Origin of the sequence: Exiguobacterium sp. s168 (genome assembly GCF_018619035.1) — a bacterium.
Lineage (GTDB): Bacteria > Bacillota > Bacilli > Exiguobacteriales > Exiguobacteriaceae > Exiguobacterium_A > Exiguobacterium_A acetylicum.
Window position 1 is genome coordinate 35017 of the sequence record NZ_JACSNE010000014.1, and the last position, 19902, is coordinate 54918.

At 47.2% G+C, this 19902-nt stretch carries 20 protein-coding genes; 10 read left to right on the plus strand and 10 right to left on the minus strand.

Annotated features, from left to right (window positions below; genetic code table 11):
• Positions 1–121 precede the first annotated feature (121 nt).
• From KNQ15_RS09640 to KNQ15_RS09650, 3 genes are all read left to right on the plus strand, one after another.
• On the plus strand, positions 122–1339 hold the full coding sequence (locus KNQ15_RS09640) for a PucR family transcriptional regulator (RefSeq protein WP_035395605.1): 1218 nt from the start codon (positions 122–124) through the stop codon (positions 1337–1339).
• A 121-nt stretch (positions 1340–1460) separates the two neighbouring features.
• A complete protein-coding gene (gene ald / locus KNQ15_RS09645) occupies positions 1461–2585 on the plus strand; it encodes an alanine dehydrogenase (protein WP_029342897.1) in 1125 nt (374 codons plus the stop codon).
• Positions 2586–2726: 141 nt separating this feature from the next.
• Positions 2727–3587 carry a tetratricopeptide repeat protein gene (locus KNQ15_RS09650; protein ID WP_047390708.1) on the plus strand — a complete coding sequence of 287 codons (861 nt, stop codon included), beginning with the start codon at positions 2727–2729 and terminating at the stop codon, positions 3585–3587.
• A gap of 3 nt (positions 3588–3590) precedes the next feature.
• Here KNQ15_RS09650 and KNQ15_RS09655 read toward each other — a convergent pair whose 3' ends face one another.
• Entirely contained in the window at positions 3591–4238 is a 648-nt protein-coding gene (locus KNQ15_RS09655; RefSeq protein WP_214729076.1) for a diacylglycerol/polyprenol kinase family protein, read from the minus strand.
• Positions 4239–4353: 115 nt separating this feature from the next.
• Here KNQ15_RS09655 and KNQ15_RS09660 point away from each other — a divergent pair, with 115 nt between their 5' ends.
• Positions 4354–4977, plus strand: coding sequence for a DUF1836 domain-containing protein (locus KNQ15_RS09660; RefSeq protein WP_149428005.1), 624 nt, complete (start codon positions 4354–4356; stop codon positions 4975–4977).
• A 45-nt stretch (positions 4978–5022) separates the two neighbouring features.
• Here the strand turns inward: KNQ15_RS09660 and KNQ15_RS09665 are convergent, their stop codons facing one another.
• On the minus strand, positions 5023–5499 hold the full coding sequence (locus KNQ15_RS09665) for an LURP-one-related family protein (protein ID WP_023469691.1): 477 nt from the start codon (positions 5497–5499) through the stop codon (positions 5023–5025).
• 171 nt (positions 5500–5670) lie between these two features.
• Positions 5671–6198: a restriction endonuclease gene (locus KNQ15_RS09670; protein WP_214729078.1), complete on the minus strand. Its 528-nt coding sequence runs from the start codon at positions 6196–6198 to the stop codon at positions 5671–5673.
• Between the two features lie 162 nt (positions 6199–6360).
• Between KNQ15_RS09670 and KNQ15_RS09675 the strand changes: the two genes are divergently transcribed.
• Both KNQ15_RS09675 and KNQ15_RS09680 read left to right on the plus strand, forming a co-directional pair.
• Entirely contained in the window at positions 6361–8496 is a 2136-nt protein-coding gene (locus KNQ15_RS09675) for an ATP-binding protein (RefSeq protein WP_214729080.1), read from the plus strand.
• The gene (locus KNQ15_RS09680) at positions 8496–9560 is read left to right on the plus strand and encodes an SDR family oxidoreductase (RefSeq protein ID WP_251137656.1); all 1065 of its coding nucleotides are present in this window, start codon (positions 8496–8498) and stop codon (positions 9558–9560) included. The genes KNQ15_RS09675 and KNQ15_RS09680 overlap by 1 nt, the downstream gene beginning before the upstream one ends.
• A 52-nt stretch (positions 9561–9612) precedes the next feature.
• Here the strand turns inward: KNQ15_RS09680 and KNQ15_RS09685 are convergent, their stop codons facing one another.
• Positions 9613–11004, minus strand: coding sequence for a TrkH family potassium uptake protein (locus KNQ15_RS09685; protein WP_214729084.1), 1392 nt, complete (start codon positions 11002–11004; stop codon positions 9613–9615).
• 160 nt (positions 11005–11164) lie between these two features.
• On the opposite strand from KNQ15_RS09685, the gene KNQ15_RS09690 reads away from it, so the two are divergent.
• From KNQ15_RS09690 to motB, 3 genes are all read left to right on the plus strand, one after another.
• Positions 11165–11404 (plus strand): hypothetical protein, encoded by a 240-nt coding sequence (locus KNQ15_RS09690; protein ID WP_023469697.1) that lies wholly within the window; start codon positions 11165–11167, stop codon positions 11402–11404.
• Between the two features lie 98 nt (positions 11405–11502).
• Positions 11503–12288, plus strand: coding sequence for a flagellar motor stator protein MotA (motA, locus tag KNQ15_RS09695; RefSeq protein ID WP_023469698.1), 786 nt, complete (start codon positions 11503–11505; stop codon positions 12286–12288).
• A complete protein-coding gene (motB, locus tag KNQ15_RS09700) occupies positions 12263–13030 on the plus strand; it encodes a flagellar motor protein MotB (RefSeq protein WP_214729086.1) in 768 nt (255 codons plus the stop codon). Before motA ends, motB begins: the two co-directional genes overlap by 26 nt.
• Before the next feature lie 42 nt (positions 13031–13072).
• On the opposite strand, the gene KNQ15_RS09705 is transcribed toward motB, so the two are convergent.
• The 6 genes from KNQ15_RS09705 to KNQ15_RS09730 all read right to left on the minus strand — a co-directional run bounded on the left by KNQ15_RS09705 (position 13073) and on the right by KNQ15_RS09730 (position 18805).
• On the minus strand, positions 13073–13606 hold the full coding sequence (locus KNQ15_RS09705) for a DUF420 domain-containing protein (protein ID WP_133208412.1): 534 nt from the start codon (positions 13604–13606) through the stop codon (positions 13073–13075).
• 3 nt (positions 13607–13609) lie between these two features.
• Positions 13610–15037, minus strand: a complete 1428-nt coding sequence (locus KNQ15_RS09710; protein ID WP_050678429.1) for a dihydrolipoyl dehydrogenase family protein — start codon at positions 15035–15037, stop codon at positions 13610–13612.
• Positions 15034–15411, minus strand: a complete 378-nt coding sequence (locus tag KNQ15_RS09715) for a DUF1499 domain-containing protein (protein ID WP_214729088.1) — start codon at positions 15409–15411, stop codon at positions 15034–15036. Before KNQ15_RS09715 ends, KNQ15_RS09710 begins: the two co-directional genes overlap by 4 nt.
• Positions 15412–15504: 93 nt before the next feature.
• Positions 15505–16890 carry a sensor histidine kinase gene (locus KNQ15_RS09720; RefSeq protein WP_214729090.1) on the minus strand — a complete coding sequence of 462 codons (1386 nt, stop codon included), beginning with the start codon at positions 16888–16890 and terminating at the stop codon, positions 15505–15507.
• Positions 16887–17579, minus strand: coding sequence for a response regulator transcription factor (locus KNQ15_RS09725; RefSeq protein ID WP_214729092.1), 693 nt, complete (start codon positions 17577–17579; stop codon positions 16887–16889). The genes KNQ15_RS09720 and KNQ15_RS09725 overlap by 4 nt, the downstream gene beginning before the upstream one ends.
• A 20-nt stretch (positions 17580–17599) precedes the next feature.
• A complete protein-coding gene (locus tag KNQ15_RS09730) occupies positions 17600–18805 on the minus strand; it encodes a hypothetical protein (RefSeq protein WP_251137657.1) in 1206 nt (401 codons plus the stop codon).
• A gap of 178 nt (positions 18806–18983) precedes the next feature.
• Between KNQ15_RS09730 and KNQ15_RS09735 the strand changes: the two genes are divergently transcribed.
• A complete protein-coding gene (locus KNQ15_RS09735) occupies positions 18984–19814 on the plus strand; it encodes a Cof-type HAD-IIB family hydrolase (protein ID WP_214729096.1) in 831 nt (276 codons plus the stop codon).
• Positions 19815–19902: the final 88 nt, after the last annotated feature.

Sequence of the window (19902 nt, forward strand, 5' to 3'; positions counted from 1 at the left end):
TCCGAGGCTTACCGTAGCATGTAGTTGTGTTTTCTTACAATATAAAAGAATACTTTTTGTGATTTTACACAATAGAAGATATACTAAAACTATCGAGTGAAAGAGAAAGAAGGGAAACCTCATGTTAGAAGCTTCATATCATTCCTTAGACGACTTAGCGGAAGCGATCGGTATTGCCTTGAATGCCCCGATTACGATTGAAGATCGCAATCACCGCCTTCTTGCGTATAGTACGCATACGGCTGATACAGACCCTGCCCGTGTCGCAACGATCATTGGTCGCCGGGTACCGGAATCGGTCATCGACCAACTCTGGAAAGATGAAGTCATCCAGAGCCTTGCTACACAAGATGATCCACTCATTATTTCGGCACGCACGGATGTCGGACTGAATGACCGTGTCGCCATTGCGATCAAGCAAGATTCAGAAATTCTCGGCTATATTTGGTCGATTGCTCGAAGCACTCCTTTTACTCCATCGGAACTAGCGGATTTAAAGAAAGGAGCGTTGCTTGCCCAACGTCAGTTACTGGCGATCGACATGCAGAAAAAACGGAAGGAAGAGCAGACGGAACAATTTTTCTTCGAGTTATTACATGAAGAATTATCCGAGTCAGAGATTCTGAAGATGTTTTCTAAGCTCCATGTCGCACCACCCGGCATCAGTCGTTTGACGGTCATTCGTTTTTCGGAAGCGATCACACCACGACTTGCGGATCGCCTGCGCTATTTATTGACGATTCAGCAGACAGTTCGTCCGTTACTTTACGCGTATGATGAAACAGATTTCATCTTGTGGATCAGCACAAACGACCGCGACGCAGAACAAGAGCGTCTGCAGTTCGACGCCTTCATCCAGTCGTTTCGACAATTGCTCGCGGAGCGGTTCGATTATACGGACTTCGTCGCAGCAAGTAGTGAAGTCTTCACCGGCGTCCAAGCGATTCCCGAGCGCTATGAAGAAGCGGGCATTGTCTTGCGTCTAAAAGACGCCTTCCCATTTGAGCTGAAGAACGTGACCCGTTACGAACGCCTCGGCTTATTCCAGCTCTTACCGATTTTCTCGGAGCGTCTGCGACGGCGGACGGTTCGCTTGGAAGAAATCGAACGGCTGCGTGCTTACGATGTGAAACATGCCTCCTCCTTATGTGAGACGCTAGAATGGTTCCTTCATTATGATGGAAACGTCAAACAAGTCGCTTCCCATCTCCATGTCCATCCGAATACGATCCTCTATCGGATGCGACGGATCGAGGAGGAAGCGGGCATTCGAATGGAATCTTTACCTGAACGCTCCTTACTTTATTTGTATCTAAAAGCAGACCGATATCCTTTGTGATTTTCCACAAAGGATATCGGTTGTTTTTGAAAACACCGATAAAGTAGAACGCTTTCATTTCTCGTATACTGAAGATGAAGAGAAATTGATTTGTTTATTTGCGAAAGGGGATCGCGTTCACATGATCATTGGAGTATTAAAGGAAATCAAAAACAACGAAAACCGTGTTGCATTAACACCTGCCGGGGTAGCAGCGTTACATGCACAAGGACATCGTGTCATCATCGAATCGATGGCAGGTATGGGGAGTGGCTTCACGAACGAAGAGTACGTCAAAGCCGGTGCTGAAATCATCGCGACTGCTGCTGAAGTCTGGGCAACAGCCGAACTCGCTTTAAAAGTTAAAGAGCCGATCGCTTCAGAGTACCAATACTTCCGTCCGGATCTGACATTGTTCACGTATCTTCACTTAGCGGCTGAGCCAGAATTGACACGTGCACTTGTGGATTCGAACATCACAGCAATCGCTTATGAAACGGTTGAAAAGAACCGCACACTTCCATTGTTAACACCAATGAGTGAAGTCGCAGGACGTATGGCATCCCAAATCGGTGCACAGTTCTTGGAAAAACCACACGGTGGTATGGGCATCCTGCTTGCAGGTGTTCCTGGGGTTCGTCGTGGAAAAGTCACAGTCATCGGCGGCGGTGTCGTCGGAACGAATGCTGCGAAACTCGCGGTTGGTCTCGGTGCGGATGTCACGATCATCGATGTCAGCCCAGAACGCCTTCGTCAGCTCGATGACATCTTCGGTAACTCGATCAACACATTGATCTCCAACCCGTACACGATTGCTGAAGCGGTCGCTGAGAGTGATCTCGTCATCGGTGCTGTCTTGATTCCAGGTGCAAAAGCACCGAAACTCGTCACTGCCGATATGGTCAAACGCATGAAGCCGGGCGCTGTCATCGTTGACGTTGCCATCGACCAAGGTGGTATCTTCGAGACGGTCGACCGTATCTCGACGCATGATGACCCAACATATGAAAAATTCGGTGTCGTTCATTACGCAGTCGCGAATATGCCGGGTGCCGTTCCACGTACGTCTACACTTGCATTGACGAACGCAACGCTCCCGTATGTCCTTGAACTCGCGAACAAAGGCACACACCGTGCGCTTGCTGAAAACGATGCTCTTGAAAAAGGATTGAATGTCGCACAAGGATTCGTCACGTACGAAGCGGTCGCACGCGATCTCGGATACACGTACAAATCCGTTGAAGATGTGCTTCACCTACACGCATGATCTTGAAAGTACAAATAGTCGATGATTCCTTTTCGAGGAACCATCGACTATTTTTTATTACTTCTTGAGGCACCACTCGGCTTGTCATATGATGAGAAACGAAGACTTATGATTTTGAACTAGTAGAGGGGATCTCATTATATGACACAAACCATAACCGCCCATTCTCATGAACTCCAGAGCCACGTCGCTGAAGTAGCGTTACTCGAAGCACTATCATCCGATACAGAAGAGAGCGTACGTATTGCCGCAACCGAGCGCTTACGTGTTCTTGTCCCATCTCACCCATTGCTCAACATTGCTACAGCCCATTCCCTTTATTTCAAGAACGAACACACTCAAGCGCGCCGGCTGATCGAAGAGACACATCAGCAACTCGGCGAACATGTGCAAGGATATATACTCCTCGGTATCATCAGTGAAGAGGAAGGGTATATGCACGAAGCAGAACAGTTTTTCCTTTCGGCCATCGCACGGTTCCCTGAAGAGCCGGCAGGACATCGTTTCCTTGCCGTCCATTACAATCATCGTCAATTTTATGGGGAATCAGCCGTTCATGCGTTTACATATTTAAAGAAGGTTGGCGCATCTGGAATCGATACACTGATGGCCATTGATTCCATCCAACAATTAGACGGTCATTCGATCGACATGTTGGAAGCACTCTATGCGTTAATCATCGGCGTACCTCATCTCGACAAAACCGCCGTCTTTCATGCGACAGCTTCTGTCAATCAAAGCATTCAATATGAGATGCTGCATGCTACATTGCGCGAAGACAGCGACGAGACCCTCTACGCCAAGCTCGACGAATGCCTTTCTAACATGCTCGAGCACGGCTTGTACGCAGCTGTTTACGACGATTCCGAAGAAAAGATCTATCGCCATGTTTTTCGGGACATGTGTCGGGATATGACCATTCGTCATGCAGGTTGGCGCGCGTACCCAGACTATATTCGACTACGTTTTCTCTATTTCAAACAATTGTTGCTACGCGACTGAACGTTAAAAAGCAAACGCAACGAGTGCCGCGATCGTCCAAGGCAAGATCAAATTGTCGAGATCGCGATATGAGATGGCTTCGATCAAGGCTGCGATGTTCGCAAGCAAGAAGCCATAACTGACAGCGAGCCAAACCGGTTGTCCATAAAATAAGAACGTCACGGTCAACACGAGGAATGACGCCAAAAATAGGGCGATACTTCCTTCAAAGGATCGTTTCGTCTCACCACGGACGTAAAACGTCTTTCCGTAGCGTTTTCCGACGAGAGCCGCGAGACCGTCGCCCCAGGCAAGCACCATGCTCCCCGCAACGAGTGCCATCGGTTGTCGTTCGAAGAAGAATAGGGCGAGTCCCGCTAGAGCGAGTGGATAATAGACCGTTCCGTAAGAAGGACGATCGACGTCGTGCATCTGACCGATTCCTTTTCGTAGTGTCACTAGATTCACGACAGCAAAGAATAACAACGGTACGATCGCAACGTACCAGTGATCCAGCCAGAGCAGCGCAAGAAATACCCAGTGACCGACAGCAATATGAATCCATTTCCGAACCGTCTCGGGAGAAAAGCCGAAACGGCGTCCAATGACTTCCAGGATGACGAGAACTAGCCCGACGATTCCAATCGTGCCAAGAGCAGCTATCCATTCCATCGTCATTCCCCCTTTCTTTCCTATTATTGTACGTTGTTTCAGTTGCCATTTGCCCTATTGAACCTTCATTTGATAACATAAGGTCAAATGACGTCCTAGAGAGGAAGTTTTGGAAATGTATGATGCTCAAGCAGTCCAAACATTATCAAGTTGTCTGCAACGCTTGAACGAAGGAAAAGGAATCGAACCCCTCGTCGCAACGGAAGGCATAGAATTGCCGAAGGTCATCAATCGCTTGAAACAATTCGATCCCTTAAAAAATGGTCTATCCATCAATGAAATCGTTCATTTGGCAAATGCCCTGATCGGCGAACATATGTCAGCGACGACGATCCAGAACTGGACGAAACGTGAAGTCCGGGACATCATCGGCGTACCGCATCGCGGAAAGAAGTACTCGATCAATCAGGCTTCGATCATCTATCTACTGGATGATTTAAAACACCTCTTCTCGTTAGAAGAAACACGAGAACTGCTGACGATCGTCTTCAAGAATCCGAATATTGATGAGGATGATTTAATCAGTCCGCTTAATTTTTATCTCGTCTATACGCAACACGCAGAAACAAGTGGTCCGATCGAATTAACGGAGAAGCGTCTCAGACGCTCGCTCGAGCGTATTAACGCTTACCGCCCTGAAACTGTCCACGTTCTCCAACTGTGTCTCTATGCCCGTCGTGTATCGCATTTGACGCACGAAGCGAAACAACGTCTCCATCATGTTCTGCAAACGACATGATGAAAAAAAGATGCCATCCATGTCATGGAAGGCATCTTTTTTTATTTAGACGGCTGTCAGTGATTTATAGTGGACGTTGTTCGTCAGACTTTTCAAGACAGAGAGTAGTTCGTACATCGAGAGTTTGTCCGCATCCTTGACGAGACGGTACTCATCACCGTCTTGCAACAATTCCGCAACGACTTCTCCAGCTGCACTCCGTACGGAGAATTTTCCTTTTGTCAGGTCGAAGGAAATCGTGAATGTACCACGCTCATACACGTTGTACTCACATTTCTTCGAGAAGAGCGAAAACTTCTCACGCATTTGACCTACCTCTTGTCCATCATGGTTCATCACGACCCACTTCTTACACGTCGGAATGAACTTACCAAACGCTACCCCTCTACCTTCACCATTCATTACTTGAACACGACCATTCTCGTCGTGTTGAACCGCACCGATCATTTGGTGCGCTTCATCATAAATCGCGGCATGACCTTGCGAAAAAACGCAACCCTGCACATAGACAACTTTGCGCAACAGAAATTCTCCTCTCACTGCTAAAACGTGCTGGTTTTTCGTCCCCAGTTTATTTAGACATCCTGTATAGTTTAACTTTCTTTATCTGTATGATATTTCGTTAACGAAAATGATTATTGCACCGTTTCTCCAAATTGACAACCCCCTTTTGTCGACAATCATTCGACATGTTCAATGCAGGTTCATCTCCTTTGCAAATGCGAGCAATTCTTCCCGATCAATGAGGCGAACCTGATTTGGTTCCGCTAGCTGATACGCAGCTTCCGTAAAGGTCGAATTCGTAACGACCCACCCCTCGTCCATCCCGTAGAATGGAACCGAGGCAGCGACCTGTTGAACCGCTTCGAGCCCTACAGCCGCACTATATCGCTTTGCCTGGATGGCAATCTTATACCCTCGTTCATCCTCTATCAACAAATCTGCTCCGAAGTCGCGTGAAGCAGGTGTCAACTCGACCCGATATCCTGCTGTTTCAAATAAATCGGCAAGCCATTCTTCAAATTCTCGTCCTTCCATTCGATCGAGTCGTTTTTCAAGCGACGGCGTTAAAATGGACAAAAGAAGAAAAAGGATACACCCTAATATACTGATGATTAAGATTAAAGGTTCCCAAGAACTCGAAAAAAAATAAGTTCCGAAAATTCCTATCATTGCAAACAAAGCTGCTAGTAACAATCGTTTTCGTTTTAATCGTTTCATCGTGCTTTTCCCCTCTACTTCGTCGTGACCTTTTTTTCACTATACTAAAATTCTTCGTCGGTTGCTTCCTTCAACAGGAAACACGACTCGTCTTGCAGAAGTAAACTAACGAGGAAAGACTGTCTTAAAATCCATGGTCGAAGACCAGTCAGGAGGTAGCTCATGGCAGAACATTCATCTCCTTCATCGCTACGAATCATTCACGCGACGTTACGTGCTATGAAAGACCCCGTTCTTCTTATCGATGCAAATGGAAGGATTCAATTTCATAATGACGCGTTTCAACACCAGTTCATGAACACTCCGAATATCGAAACCGTTCAGGAGCTGTTTCCCATCACGGATGATTTCTTTCCATTACAGAAGGAAGCCGTCATTTCAACGACACATCAATTAACAGTCACAGCGATTGAAGCAACGGACTATTTTCTTGTCCATGTCGCTCCCCTGAAAATCGAGGACTTATTCAATTCAACACTAGATACCGCTCTATTCATCACCGACTCGGAGTTTCGGATTCAAACTTGTAACGAAGTGGCAAGCACCTTATTCCGTTTCGAGCATGCCGAAGACATCATTGGTCTCCAAGCGACGGTTCTACATGATGCGAAGGAAATCGCTACCCGCCGTCAACATCTCGAACAATTGAACTTAAAAGACTTATCGGACGCGCAACTGTTTTTACTGCATGGACGGGAAGCCGAAAATGAATGGACCTATCATCGCTTGGATGGCTCAACGTTCCATGGACGCCTTTATATGACACGGTTGCCAAACGATACGTACTTCCTGCTCATTCAGGACATCACACCGCAAAAACAAATCGAATGGCATCTGACAAAAAGCGAACGCCGCTTCCGACTCTTCTCGGAATCCGTCGTTGAAGCCGTTATCTTTCATGACCACGGAATCATCATCGATGCCAATCGCGCAGCAGAAGTCATTTTCCGGACGAAACTCGAGAAAATGAAAGGCAAGACGACGCTTGAATTGATTCATCCGGATCATCACGCGCGTGTCTTGCAACGCATCGAGGAGCATCGAGAAGAACCGTACGAAGTCCTCGGTCAACGTGCCGACGGAACTTCTGTCGAAATCGAAGTGTTTCCGCGTGAAATCATCTACAACAACATCCGGATGCGTGTCGCCGTCGTTCGTGATATTACAGAACGAAAAAAGATTGAGAAAATGCTTGAACGCGAAAAAAATGCCATCATGCGTCAGCGTGATATCACACAATCGATTCTTCAGGCATCCAATGAAGGGTTCCTACTGACAGAAGAGGATGGGAGTTTCATCTTCATGAACGTCAAAGCACGCAAATTACTCGATGTCCCAGGCATTGCACCAAGTAAGATTCAAGAACGAATCAGTCTGATTCCGAATCTCGATTTGAACACTCGATTCGAGATGCTCCGACAAGTAGAAGAATTACTCGCCGGAAAACATTCTGAACTATCGTTTCGTTTCACGTTACAGCGACCAAATGAGTCCAGTCCACTTTATTTCGAATTTTATGCGACTGCGATCAAAAAGGAGAAGAGCCGCATTTCTCGTCATGGCTTCCTATTTGTTTTCCGTGACCGGACAGAGGAAGCAAAGATGGATCAAGTAAAGGACGAACTCGTCAGTACAGTATCGCATGAGTTGCGTACGCCGCTGTCCTCCATTCTTGGCTATATGGAATTACTACGATATAAAAAACAATCGGCTGATCGAATCGAACGGTATGTTGAGATCGTCCACGAAGAGACAAAACGATTGACGACGCTATTAAATGAGTTTTTAGACATTCAGCGTCTAGAAGGTGGAAAACAGGAGTATACCTTCACGTCGTTCTCGTTACGCGAGCTTCTTGCATCAACCGTCGATGCCTATGGCGAAACCGTCGAGACGCATCGGATTGATCTAGAACTACCAGAGGATCCTGTTCTGATTTTTGCGGACGAGCACAAAATCAAGCAGGTGATCTTGAACTTGCTTTCGAACGCCATTAAGTATTCTCCACAGGCGGATCATATTCGAGTCATTCTTTCAGCCAATCCGGAACAAGCAACGTTCTCTGTGACGGATCACGGGCTCGGTATTCCACAAAATGCTTTTGAAAAGCTCTTTACGAAATTTTACCGGGTCGATAACTCAGACATCCGGAAAATCGGCGGAACCGGTCTCGGACTTGCCATCTGTAAGGAAATCATCGAATCGCACGGAGGTGCGATTTCCGTTGAATCAGAAATCAATGATGGTTCGACTTTCACCGTTGTACTCGAACGTGATCCAAGAAAGGAATGGAATTGATGCGGACCTACTTCATGACGGGTTTCCCCGGTTTTTTAGCGACCAAACTGATCGAACAACTGGCACGTGTTCCGGACCAAATCGCTTGTTTTCATTTGCTTCATTTATCGTCAGAACGAAACGCAGCTGTTAAGCGACGCCAGGATCTTCTAGAACGTACATCCTTACGATCGGAGCAACTTGTATTGCACGAAGGCGATATCACGGTCGAACAGCTTGCTTTATCATTAGAGGCGCGGATGATGTTGCAACAAGACGTCACACACATCTTTCATCTCGCGGCGCTATATGATTTAGCAACAGCATATGAACCCGCCTTTCGAATCAATGTAATCGGTACCGCGAACGTGACACAGTTTGCTCATACGTGTCGGACCTTAGAGCGCTACATTTACTTCAGTACAGCGTATGTCTCGGGTCTTCGTTCCGGAATGGTTCTAGAAGATGAGTTACAAGCAAGTGCCTTTAAAAATGCTTATGAAGAAACGAAATATTTAGCAGAGGTACGTTTCCGTAAAGAAATCCGAACGATTCCCTATACAATCATCCGTCCTGGGATCGTCGTCGGTCATTCCGAAACGGGCGAAACACCGAAGTGGGATGGGGTGTATTTCGTTCTGAACGCGATGCGTCTCCTGCAATCCTTCGCCCCTCTTCCGTACCCAGGTCGAGCAAACGCACTCGTCAATCTCGTGCCCTATGATTACGTCATTGAAGCGACCGCTTATCTCAGTCATGCACCGGTCGGAAGAAATAAGACCTATCATCTGACGGATCCATTCCCACATGGCGCACGCGCGATTTTTGAGATGTTACACGTCGCCTATTATGGGCGTTATCCGCGCGGAATCGTTCCGTTTCGACTCGTTAGCACGGCATTGACTCCAGCTGTCGCGAAACGACTTCAGATGCAACGGCAGACACTCGATTATTTCATCCATCCCGTTCAATACGATACAACACATGCCTTACGTGATTTACGGGACACTGGTATTATTTGTCCAGACCTTGCAGAAACGATGCCTCGACTCGTCCAGTATTACCAAACACACGCAACACACTAAAAAAGTCCAATCGTTCTTCCACAAGGGAAGTCGATTGGACTTTTTTTATCGGTTACCCGATCAACATATTTTCTTTTGGATAACGAATCGTGCGGTCTCGTTGCGTCGCGAACGTGAACAGAATCGTCAAGGAGCCGACACGTCCGAGTAGCATCATGAACATGATCAAAAACTTACCAAAGCTATTGAGTTCAGCTGTTACGTTCAAAGAAAGACCAACTGTTCCAAATGCCGAAACGGTCTCAAAGAATAGACCAATAAAGGAAATATTCGGCTGGGTCAATGCCAGGAACGTCGTGATCAAAGCGATGAACAATAAACTAAAGACAGCAATCGCATATGCCTTTTGAATCGCTTGCGTCTGAACAGTCCGTCGCACCAGAACCGTTTCACGCTGTCCGCGTATATACGTCCAGACATTCTTCAAGATGACCGCTGCCGTCGTGACCTTGATTCCGGAACCTGTTGATGCGGAACCTGCCCCGATGTACATCAAAACCATCATCAAACCGATCGAGAGCGGCACCATCGTCGTTAAATCGATCGTCTGGAAACCAGCCGTTCGTGTCGTGACGACTTGAAAGAACACGATATGGAGCGCACTGAAGAACGATTCATCTTTTAATGAACCCAAGTTCGAAACCCACTCGTAGAGCATCATTGCTAAAACACCTAGTCCATTGATGACGAGTAGTGATAGCACCATCAATTTAGAATGGAGCGAAATTTTCTTGAAGTTTCGTTTACCAGCGATATCCGCGATGACCGTAAAACCAAGACCACCAATCATCAAGAGCGCTGCAATCGTCAGAATGAATGTCGTATCTTGTTGGAAACCGATTAGATTATCACCCCATAGTGCGAATCCTGCATTGTTGAAGGCAGATACGGCGTGGAACAAACCGTAATAGAGTGCTTTTCCGAAGCTGTATTTGTATTGAATGAACAAATCAAGCGCAATCAAAAACATACCGACGATCTCAACGAGGACCGTCGTGACGATGATATTACGAACGAGACGAATCGTTCCGCCCGGACTATCGAGATTAAACATCTCTTGGATAATGATCCGCTGACGAATCCCGATTTTTCGTCCCGTGACGCTGAGCAAGACGAGCGCAATCGTCATGAACCCAAGCCCACCGACTTGGATTAAAAGCATCATGATGATTTGACCAAGTAAATTATAGGATTCGGCAATATTGATCGGTGACAGTCCTGTGACGGTTCCTGCCGATGTCGCGATGAATAGGCAATCGATGAAAGATACATCTTGCCCCTCTTGTTGTGAAATCGGAAGCCACAATAAAAAACCACCTAGTAAAATCGTCAATGTAAAGCCAGTCGCGATGAAGCGTGCCGGTTTATCGAATAGCTGATGGTACATCAATTCACCTAAACGCCCGAAGCGTGCGAGTCGTGAACGTCTTTTATGCGAGAACATCTTACTCCCCCTAGATTGTTTTCAGACAGAATTGTCTTTATCATACTCCCTCGAATTAAGAAGTTCTATCGAAATATGCAATCGACTAAACGTTTTCGAATTTTTTTGGTAAACTAGATAAAAGTGGACGTGTAATCATTAAAGGAGGTTGAGGGAAACAGTGGACCCTAAGACGGCTGATCATTCGATTGAGGATGTCTGGCGAAGGCTGGAACGACAATCACAATGGATGCCTGCGCAATTGTATTATCAATTCGAGGAACTCTTATCATTACATTTGGAGCAACCGATTCTAAATGAATTGTATCAAGTGTTAAAAAAATACGACGTACTGACCGATATAGAGCGTGACGAACGAAACGAAAGCATTCAAATGCTAATCGACGAAAACGGCGCTTGATTCTCGGTTTTTGGATTTCCGAGCAGAAGAAGTGTCTTCTGCTCTTTTATTTTTCGTTCCTATACGGATTACATACAGAAAGGTGGCACACATCAATCATGGATATCGTGTCGATCATCGGGATCATCCTTGGTCTCATCACACTAGTCGGAGGTATGATCTTAAAAGGTGCGCCTCCAGTCGCTCTACTCAACCCTGCAGCCCTTGTCATCATCTTTGTCGGAACGGCAGCTGCCATCATGATTTCCTTCCCGAAGGAACGATTGAAAGTCTTACCTGCCTTGTTTAAAGTCATCTTATTCGAACAAAAGCTGATGACAAAACAAGTGTTGCTCGGACAATTTTTGACACTCTCGACGCAAGCACGTAAAGAAGGTCTGTTATCTCTCGAATCAGCACTTGAAGAAGTCGATAACGCCTTCATGAAGCGTGGCGTCATGATGGTCATCGATGGACAACCATCCGAATATGTCGAGGACGTCATGACACGTGACCTCGAAAATATGACAGAACGCCATCATGCGAATGCGAACATTTTCACGCAAGCCGGTACCTACGCACCAACGCTTGGGGTTCTCGGTGCCGTTGTCGGTCTCGTTGCCGCCCTATCCGATTTATCGGATATCGAAAAATTAGGTCACGCGATTTCAGGTGCCTTCATCGCAACACTATTCGGGATTTTCACCGGATATGTCCTGTGGTTCCCGTTCGCAACAAAGCTGAAGCAAAAATCAGCAAGCGAGATTCAGTTATATGAAATGATGATTGAAGGGATTCTCTCGATTCAAAACGGTGAATCCCCGAAGAACTTAGAAGATAAGCTACTCGTGTACCTGACACCGAAGGAGCGTGCGAACTATGAAGCGGAAAAAGAAGCCGCATGACGAACATATCTCCGAAGGCTGGTTAATTCCGTACGCCGACTTATTGACCTTGCTTCTCGCGCTCTTCATCGTTCTGTTTGCTTCGAGTAATGTCGATGCTGTGAAACTAAAAGCAATGTCCCAGTCGTTTAGCTCCGTCTTCAACGGTGGCTCAGGGATGATCACGAACAGCTCGCTCTCCACTCAAGAAGAAGAGGATTCAAAAAAACTCGATGCCCGGACGAAGGCACAAAGCTATGAAATCGCAGAACTCGAAAAAATCAAAGAAGAAGCCAATCAATACATTAAGAATGAGAAACTTGAAAAAGACATCAAGGTCGAAATCACGAATGAAGGACTCGTCTTTACGATTCGTGACCGAGCACTGTTCTCGCCAGCCCAGGCAGAAGTAAGGGGACGCTCGCTTCAAATTGCCGAAGGGATGAGCGCACTGCTCGTCAAGGCAGGACAACGTCAGATTCAAGTGTCTGGACATACAGATAATATTCCAATCAACACAGCACAGTATCCCTCGAACTGGGAACTGAGTGCGGACCGGGCGATCAGTTTCATGCGTGCCTTACAACGGAATCCAAAGCTTGAACCAAAACGCTTCACCGTCAGCGGTTACGGTGAATTCCAACCAATCGCGTCCAATCAAACGGAAGCAGGTCGCAGTCAGAATCGACGCGTCGAAGTGTTGATTCGACCATTGATCGACTTAAAAGCGAATGTACTCGACCAAACAAAAGTCGAATCCTGAACGTAAAAAAACTCCTTCGTGGTTGACACGAAGGAGCTTTTTTTAATAATACGGACGAATCATGATGTAGACGATGACACCAGTCAAACTGACGTATAACCAAAGTGGCATCGTAAAGCGTGTCCATTTTTTATGCTTCTCGAAATTTTGATTCACGGCGTGCGCGAGTGACATCAAGACGAGTGGAACGATGACTGCAGCTAGGATGATATGCGAAATCAAGATGAAGAAATAGACTGGACGAACAAAACCTTCGCCCCCGAATTTCGTCGATTCACTGACAGCATGATACGTGACGTACGAAATTAAGAATAAAGTCGTCGTCGTCATCGCACCACCAATGAAGCGACGATGATTCACCCGATTGCCCCGACGAATGGAAATCCAAGCGCCGAGCAACAGCATGAAGGTAAAACTATTAAAGATGGCATTCAAAAAAGGAAGCAATGTCCAGTCGAATCCTGAATCAACTTGTACAGGTGGCGCAAAGAATAAAAGCGCTACGAGCAAGTTGATGACAAGTGTTAACAGGATGACGAGCGGAACGAAATTCCGTTTAGTAGCAGGTTGTTGCATGAATCATTCTCCTTGTTTCCAGTCGAAATAACGTTTCAACCATTTTGGGATCGGACCAGCGAATAAACGCTCACGCCAGTAGATATCAGCAGCACGCTGAACAGCAGCACCACGGATCGGATATGGGTGGACGACACGCGACAATTGACCGACCTTATCTTTACGTGCCATCGCATAGACGACTTCTTGCATCCACTCACCCGCTTGTTCTCCGATTGCATGTGCTCCAATCAGTTTTCCACGCTTATCGGCGATGAGCTTGACGCGCCCTTCTGTCTGACCATTGATGACGAAACGATCGACTTCATCGAGACCGGTCTGATAGACCTTGATCTCCCCATGTTTCTTGCGTGCCTCGTCTTCCGTCAATCCGAGATGGAATAATTCAGGCGTCGTGAATGTGACCCATGGAACCGCCCGATAATCCGGCTTCGTCCGTAGACCGAATAAAGCATTCGTGACGACCGTTTTTCCTTCAAGCCCTGCGACATGCGTAAATGGGAGCGAGTTGATCGTATCTCCGACCGCAAAGATGTGTCGTTGACTTGTGCGAAGTGAACCATCGACCTGGACGAATCCTTTTTCGACGTGTACACCGGCTCGATCGAGACGTAGTGCTTCGATGCGTGGCTTACGACCGACCGCGACAAGCACGGCATCCGTTTCGATGACACGTGATTCGCCATTCGCTTCGACCGTCACTTCGATGCCCCCCGCCGACTTGCGGACGTGCGTGACCTTCGTATCGAGATGTAATGTCAATTCTTGTTCGAGCTGACGTTGAATGACTTCGACCATGTCGCGATCTTCTTTTCCGAGTAACGTCTTCATACCCTCGATGACCGTGACTTCTGTTCCAAGATGCGCATACGCTTGCGATAACTCAAGACCAATCGCACCACCACCGATGACGAGCAGTCGCTCCGGACGCTCCGTCAATTCGAAAATCGTTTCGTTCGTTAAATAATCAATCGTATCGAGTCCGTCAATCGGTGGAATGATTGGTTGAGATCCCGTCGAGATCGCAAACTTCTCACCTACGACAAGCTGTCCCGCCACTTCCACTTCATGAGCACTGAGGAATGTCGCTTCTCCGATATAGACATCGACACCAAGGTCTTCGAACCGTTTCGTTCCATCGTGTGATTGAATGATGTTACGTGCCCGATCGACGCTTGCTTTCGTTTTCGAATAGACCGCGTCTCCGTTCAGCGTCACATTGTACTTTTCAGCCGTCCGCTTCATGACATGAACATCGTGCGCCGCTTCGATCAAAGCCTTTGAAGGAACGCAACCGTAGTGAAGACAATCTCCACCTAGATGCGTATGGCGTTCGATCAGGGCGACGTGCGCGCCGAGACTTGCTGCACCGGCAGCAATCGTCATTCCGGCTGCACCACCACCGATGACGACTAATTGATAGTTCTTCATCGTGATCCCTCCTCGTAGCGACGTGTGATATCTTCCATTCGTTTACGGTTGACGCCCCAGTCGGAGTACCCGACACGTGATGCCGAACGGAAATGAATCACCTGTGCAGCTTCATCGAAGTAAAATTCGACGTCATCCTTGAAGCGAAAGACTTTACTCGTGAAGATGGCGTGGATGTATGTCCCTTCCTCCTTGACGACTTTGACGCGGTCGAGGCTTTGTAGGATACGTAGTAATTGAAACTTTGAATCTGCAAGCGTTCCTTTGAACTGGAGAGGACGCATTTTCATATCCTGTAGATCGGTTTGAGTAGATACCGCGTTCGGTTTTCCGGAGAGCGGTTGAAGCGTACCATTTGAAACACCAAGTGCCATGACTGATTCCTCCGTTTCCTATCATCTGATCCATTTCGTACTATAATCCACTTAACTTTACCAGTTTCTGTTTCACTCTGCCCGTCTCAGTGTTTACGCTTTCGTGACAGGTAGCAGAATCGTTGCGATGACGCCGCCTTCCGGCTGATTATCAATAAACAGCTTGCCTTCATGTGCTTCGACGAGTTCTCGGCAAATCGATAGTCCGAGCCCTGTTCCGCCCTTTCCTTTTTGCACTTGATAGAACTTTTCTGTGACGTGACGTAAGTGCTCTTTCGGAATGCCAGGTCCTTCATCACTGAAGGAGAGGAACAACACACGCTCTGAACGAACGAGTCGAATCGTGATCGTGCCACCGACTGGAGAAAAGCGGATCGCATTATCAAGCAGGTTCAAGAAGACTTGTTTCAATCGGTTTTCGTCGTATAGACCGACGACTTGCGCCGGTAACTTCTGTACGATCTGGACATTTTTTTCTTCCAGCTTTTGACGAAGTTGCGCTGTTACGGTCTCGATGATTTCCGTCAAGTTGACTTCCTGACGGTATAAGACGAGCCGACTCGTCTCGAGTTTCGAGAAATCGAGTAACTGCTCAACGAGCGAAATCAAACGCTCCGTCTCCGAATGAATGATGCCCATCCCAAGCGACGCCTCTTCCGGCAACTGATCCTGTTCGACGAGTAACGTTTCACTCCAGCCTTTGATCGATGTCAGCGGTGTCCGTAATTCATGGGAAATACCAGAAATGAATTCATCTTTTAATGTTTCCTGCTGTTTGATCTGTTGTCCCATATAATTGATCGTCCGGGCTAGTTCTCCAAGCTCGAACGAGTATTCCTCGTTCACCTTGACGTCGTAATGCTGTTTCGCGATTTGATCCGATGCTCCGATGACTTCTTGAATCGGTCGGACGATCGACGAGACGAGACGTGAGGAATAGATGAAGGCAAGTCCCCAAATTACTGTACCCAGGAGGACGATCGCTAAACAAATTTCGATCACACGTCGATCGATTCGCTCAAGCGACGTCGTATAACGAAGCGCTCCCGTCGTCTGACCAAACGACACGACAGGTTCTGTTACTTCCAGTAAATGTTCTCCCGTCGCCTCATCGTCATATCGTTTCGTGACGGTCTGTCCCGCTCTTACTTGATTGATCGCCTCTCGCGTCAACTTACGTTCCGAGATGAATCCGGTCGAAGAGTAACGTGGAATCCCTGTCGCATCCAACACTTCGATCTCAGCGTCTGGATAAGCATAAGAATCAAGTACATCATGGATTGTCGCTTCTGAATCAGCGTAATCATAAGCAAGGCCACTATTCGCAAATAAGACAGCACTCGCATTCGCATGGCGTTTCAAGACATCCGTCGCCGTCACGTAGTAATAGTTATAGGTCACGAACGAGAGGATCCCGATGACGAGTAAGACTGTCACCGTGATAATCGTCATGAACCGCATCAATATCTGGCGCTTCATTCTTCGTTACGCCACTTGTATCCATGTCCCCACAATGTCTCAATGAACTTCGGTTCCGCTGGATTCTCTTCGATTTTTTGACGAAGACGGCGAATGTTGACATCGACCGTCTTCCGATCACCAAAGTAATTCTCACCCCATACCGCATCGAGTAATTCATCTCGCGACATGACTTGATCTTCGTTTTTGATGAAGTGGCAAAGTAAATCGTATTCAGTTGGTGTCACTTCGACATCGACACCTTCTTTTTGGACGCGCTTCGCCCCTAAATCAATCCGAAACGGTCCAGAGATGAGTTCACGTGGCTGTTTTCTGCGGCGTAATGTCTCTACCCGTCGCAGGAGCGACTGGATGCGCGCGAGTAGCTCTGCTGGACTGAATGGCTTCGCGATGTAATCGTCCGCTCCTACGCTCAGTCCCATGACTTTATCCTCTTCTCGTGTCCGTGCCGTCAGCATGATGATCCCGACGACTTCATCCTTTGTCCGCGCCTGTTCACAGACGGCAAAACCGTCGACTTCCGGCATCATGATATCGAGTAACAGAATATCGAAGGTTTGTTGATCAAACTGCGCAAGCGCTTCTTTCCCATTTTCCGCCTCGATGACATCATAGCCTGCCCGTTTCAAATTAATGACGATGAAACTGCGAATCGCATGTTCATCTTCAGCTACTAGTATTTTGGTCATTCTTTTCTCCCCCTGATTCTTTATTCCACGAGTGTGACACGATTGACGAACACTTCATAATCCTTCGTCGCACCAATCACATAGACATAATCGATACCTTCTTTGATTTTTCGCTTTTGATCACTCGCAATGTATTGATTCTTCGGAATGACCTCTAATTCGAAATCAATCTGCTTCGTTTCTCGATTGATGAACCGAACACGATTTTCGCGTTTCTCGATCGTTTCACGCGTCGCCCAGTTGGCAGGGAACCGCATGACGAAATTGTATTCTTGATCGATGTACTGCTCTTCTCGCAGTTCGAACCCACTCTCGAGAAATGGTGGATTATCTGATCCATTCCATGTGTAGTATGCCGTGATGCGTGGTTTTGGTTCACCTTCACGCCCTTTACTGCCTTCTGGCGTGTATTGATGACCAAACTCGACGATTCCGTCTTGATCGACATCTTTCGGGAAGGTATACATCGGCTCGACGATCTCATCGACCTGACCGAAACGGACCTGTTCCAACGTATCGTTCGCTAAGCGGAATAATGCAATGTGCATTTTTGCATCTCGTGTATACGAGACGATCAAGCCTTTATTCCGAGCGGCATTGATCGTATCGACTTCAAATAAATCATGTTCTGCGAATAAATCGCCATCCTGCGTCGAAAGCGTCGTCTCTTGGTGCTCTTTCGACAGGATGTCTTTATAATAGATCAAACGAGACGGACTGCCCTTTTGCAGAAGCACCATATCCCGCTCTCGATCTTGATTCAAATCAGCTACCGACAGACGATCGTATCGATCGACTTTCGTGACGTCTCGTTGCTTCGATAGTAACTGTTCAATGATGTATAACGTATTTTCACCATAACTGGTAATACCGATGACCAGATGGTTTTGTTTATGTCGTGCGTCAGTTATGACTTCGAGTCGATCGATGGCTCGACCGTCAGCTACCGTCTGTCGCGCCACGAGTCGCCATTTTTCGCCTTGTCGTTCATGGACGAGAAGATGAATCGTGAAGCGCCCGTCCTGCTCGCTACGATAGAAGGTGATCGCTTCATCTTTACCATTTCGATCTAAGTCGACGAGTTCGTATAGGCGGGATACCGCTTGATTTCGTGGCGCCACGATCTCTGCCTGTTTCGGCAAATCGCGGTCAATCCGTTCTTTCAACGACTGCTCCCATGCCGGAAGGGACGGATGTTCGAGTAAAGAGGCGGGATGCGGAAACATCGTACTGCATCCTGCTAATAATAGACTTGATATGATCATGAAGAGATATTTCATAAAGTTGGAATCCTTTCCGTACGGGCTCTGTTTCCACTTTATCATACTCTCTTCGAGGAGAGTATATTGTCGAACGGGGGACAAGTTGTTACGATATACAGATAATTGAAAGGGGTTTGAATGTATGACGTATAAAATGATTGTTCTCGATTTAGATGATACCTTGTTGACAAGTGACCATACGATTTCACCACGTACGAAAGAAGCTTTACTCGCTGCGCAGCGTCGCGGGAAGAAAGTCGTGCTCGCTAGCGGTCGTCCGACATTTGCCATGCTCGACCTCGCAAAAGAACTGGAACTCGCCCGCTACGGCAGTTACATCCTAAGCTTCAATGGCGCTTCAATCATTGATTGTAAAACGAACGAATCGCTCTTCCTCAGCACGCTTTCCCCGGAGACGGTCCATCGTCTTTATGATGTAAGTAAACGGGAGGGTGTCTACATCCACACGTATGTCGGCCATGAGATCCTGACAGAGGAACCGAATGAATATACGACGCTCGAAGGACAACTGACAGGCATGGAGGTCATTCCTGTCGCTGATTTTAAAGCTGCGATTCAAACACCTGTCGTCAAGTGTTTAATGATGGCAGAAGAGACGCACCTCGCGCGCGTCGAACAGACGCTTCAACAGGAACTTGCGGGTGAACTCGCGGTGGCTCGCTCGAAGCCATTTTTCCTTGAATTCACAGAAGATGGTGTCACAAAAGGCACAAGCCTTGCCTTACTGTCTGAAAAACTGGGAATCGCTCAAGAAGAAGTCATTGCTTGTGGAGACGGCAACAACGATCTATCGATGATCGAATGGGCAGGTCTTGGTGTCGCGATGGCGAATGCAGCCGATACCGTCAAAGAAAAAGCACAGTATATGACCGCTTCGAACGATGAAGATGGTGTTGCTCTCGTCGTCGAAAAGTTCATGATGGATGAGGAGCCGGCTATCTCAAGCCGCTAAGTAACTCAAAAAAAGAATGACGCGTCTTTTCACGCCCTTTTCTCAGGCGAGACACAAGCCAATTTTCCTGCTTCATTCAAGCAGGAAA

Coding starts and splice junctions, on each gene's coding strand:
- motA (WP_023469698.1), top strand. CDS start 11,503: ATGGATATCGTGTCGATCATCGGGATCATCCTTGGTCTCATCACACTA.
- KNQ15_RS09715 (WP_214729088.1), bottom strand. CDS start 15,411: ATGGCACTTGGTGTTTCAAATGGTACGCTTCAACCGCTCTCCGGAAAA.
- KNQ15_RS09710 (WP_050678429.1), bottom strand. CDS start 15,037: ATGAAGAACTATCAATTAGTCGTCATCGGTGGTGGTGCAGCCGGAATG.
- KNQ15_RS09730 (WP_251137657.1), bottom strand. CDS start 18,805: ATGTTTCCGCATCCCGCCTCTTTACTCGAACATCCGTCCCTTCCGGCA.
- motB (WP_214729086.1), top strand. CDS start 12,263: ATGAAGCGGAAAAAGAAGCCGCATGACGAACATATCTCCGAAGGCTGG.
- KNQ15_RS09685 (WP_214729084.1), bottom strand. CDS start 11,004: ATGTTCTCGCATAAAAGACGTTCACGACTCGCACGCTTCGGGCGTTTA.
- KNQ15_RS09725 (WP_214729092.1), bottom strand. CDS start 17,579: ATGACCAAAATACTAGTAGCTGAAGATGAACATGCGATTCGCAGTTTC.
- KNQ15_RS09650 (WP_047390708.1), top strand. CDS start 2,727: ATGACACAAACCATAACCGCCCATTCTCATGAACTCCAGAGCCACGTC.
- KNQ15_RS09680 (WP_251137656.1), top strand. CDS start 8,496: ATGCGGACCTACTTCATGACGGGTTTCCCCGGTTTTTTAGCGACCAAA.
- ald (WP_029342897.1), top strand. CDS start 1,461: ATGATCATTGGAGTATTAAAGGAAATCAAAAACAACGAAAACCGTGTT.
- KNQ15_RS09705 (WP_133208412.1), bottom strand. CDS start 13,606: ATGCAACAACCTGCTACTAAACGGAATTTCGTTCCGCTCGTCATCCTG.
- KNQ15_RS09640 (WP_035395605.1), top strand. CDS start 122: ATGTTAGAAGCTTCATATCATTCCTTAGACGACTTAGCGGAAGCGATC.
- KNQ15_RS09720 (WP_214729090.1), bottom strand. CDS start 16,890: ATGAAGCGCCAGATATTGATGCGGTTCATGACGATTATCACGGTGACA.
- KNQ15_RS09670 (WP_214729078.1), bottom strand. CDS start 6,198: ATGAAACGATTAAAACGAAAACGATTGTTACTAGCAGCTTTGTTTGCA.
- KNQ15_RS09655 (WP_214729076.1), bottom strand. CDS start 4,238: ATGGAATGGATAGCTGCTCTTGGCACGATTGGAATCGTCGGGCTAGTT.
- KNQ15_RS09675 (WP_214729080.1), top strand. CDS start 6,361: ATGGCAGAACATTCATCTCCTTCATCGCTACGAATCATTCACGCGACG.
- KNQ15_RS09735 (WP_214729096.1), top strand. CDS start 18,984: ATGACGTATAAAATGATTGTTCTCGATTTAGATGATACCTTGTTGACA.
- KNQ15_RS09660 (WP_149428005.1), top strand. CDS start 4,354: ATGTATGATGCTCAAGCAGTCCAAACATTATCAAGTTGTCTGCAACGC.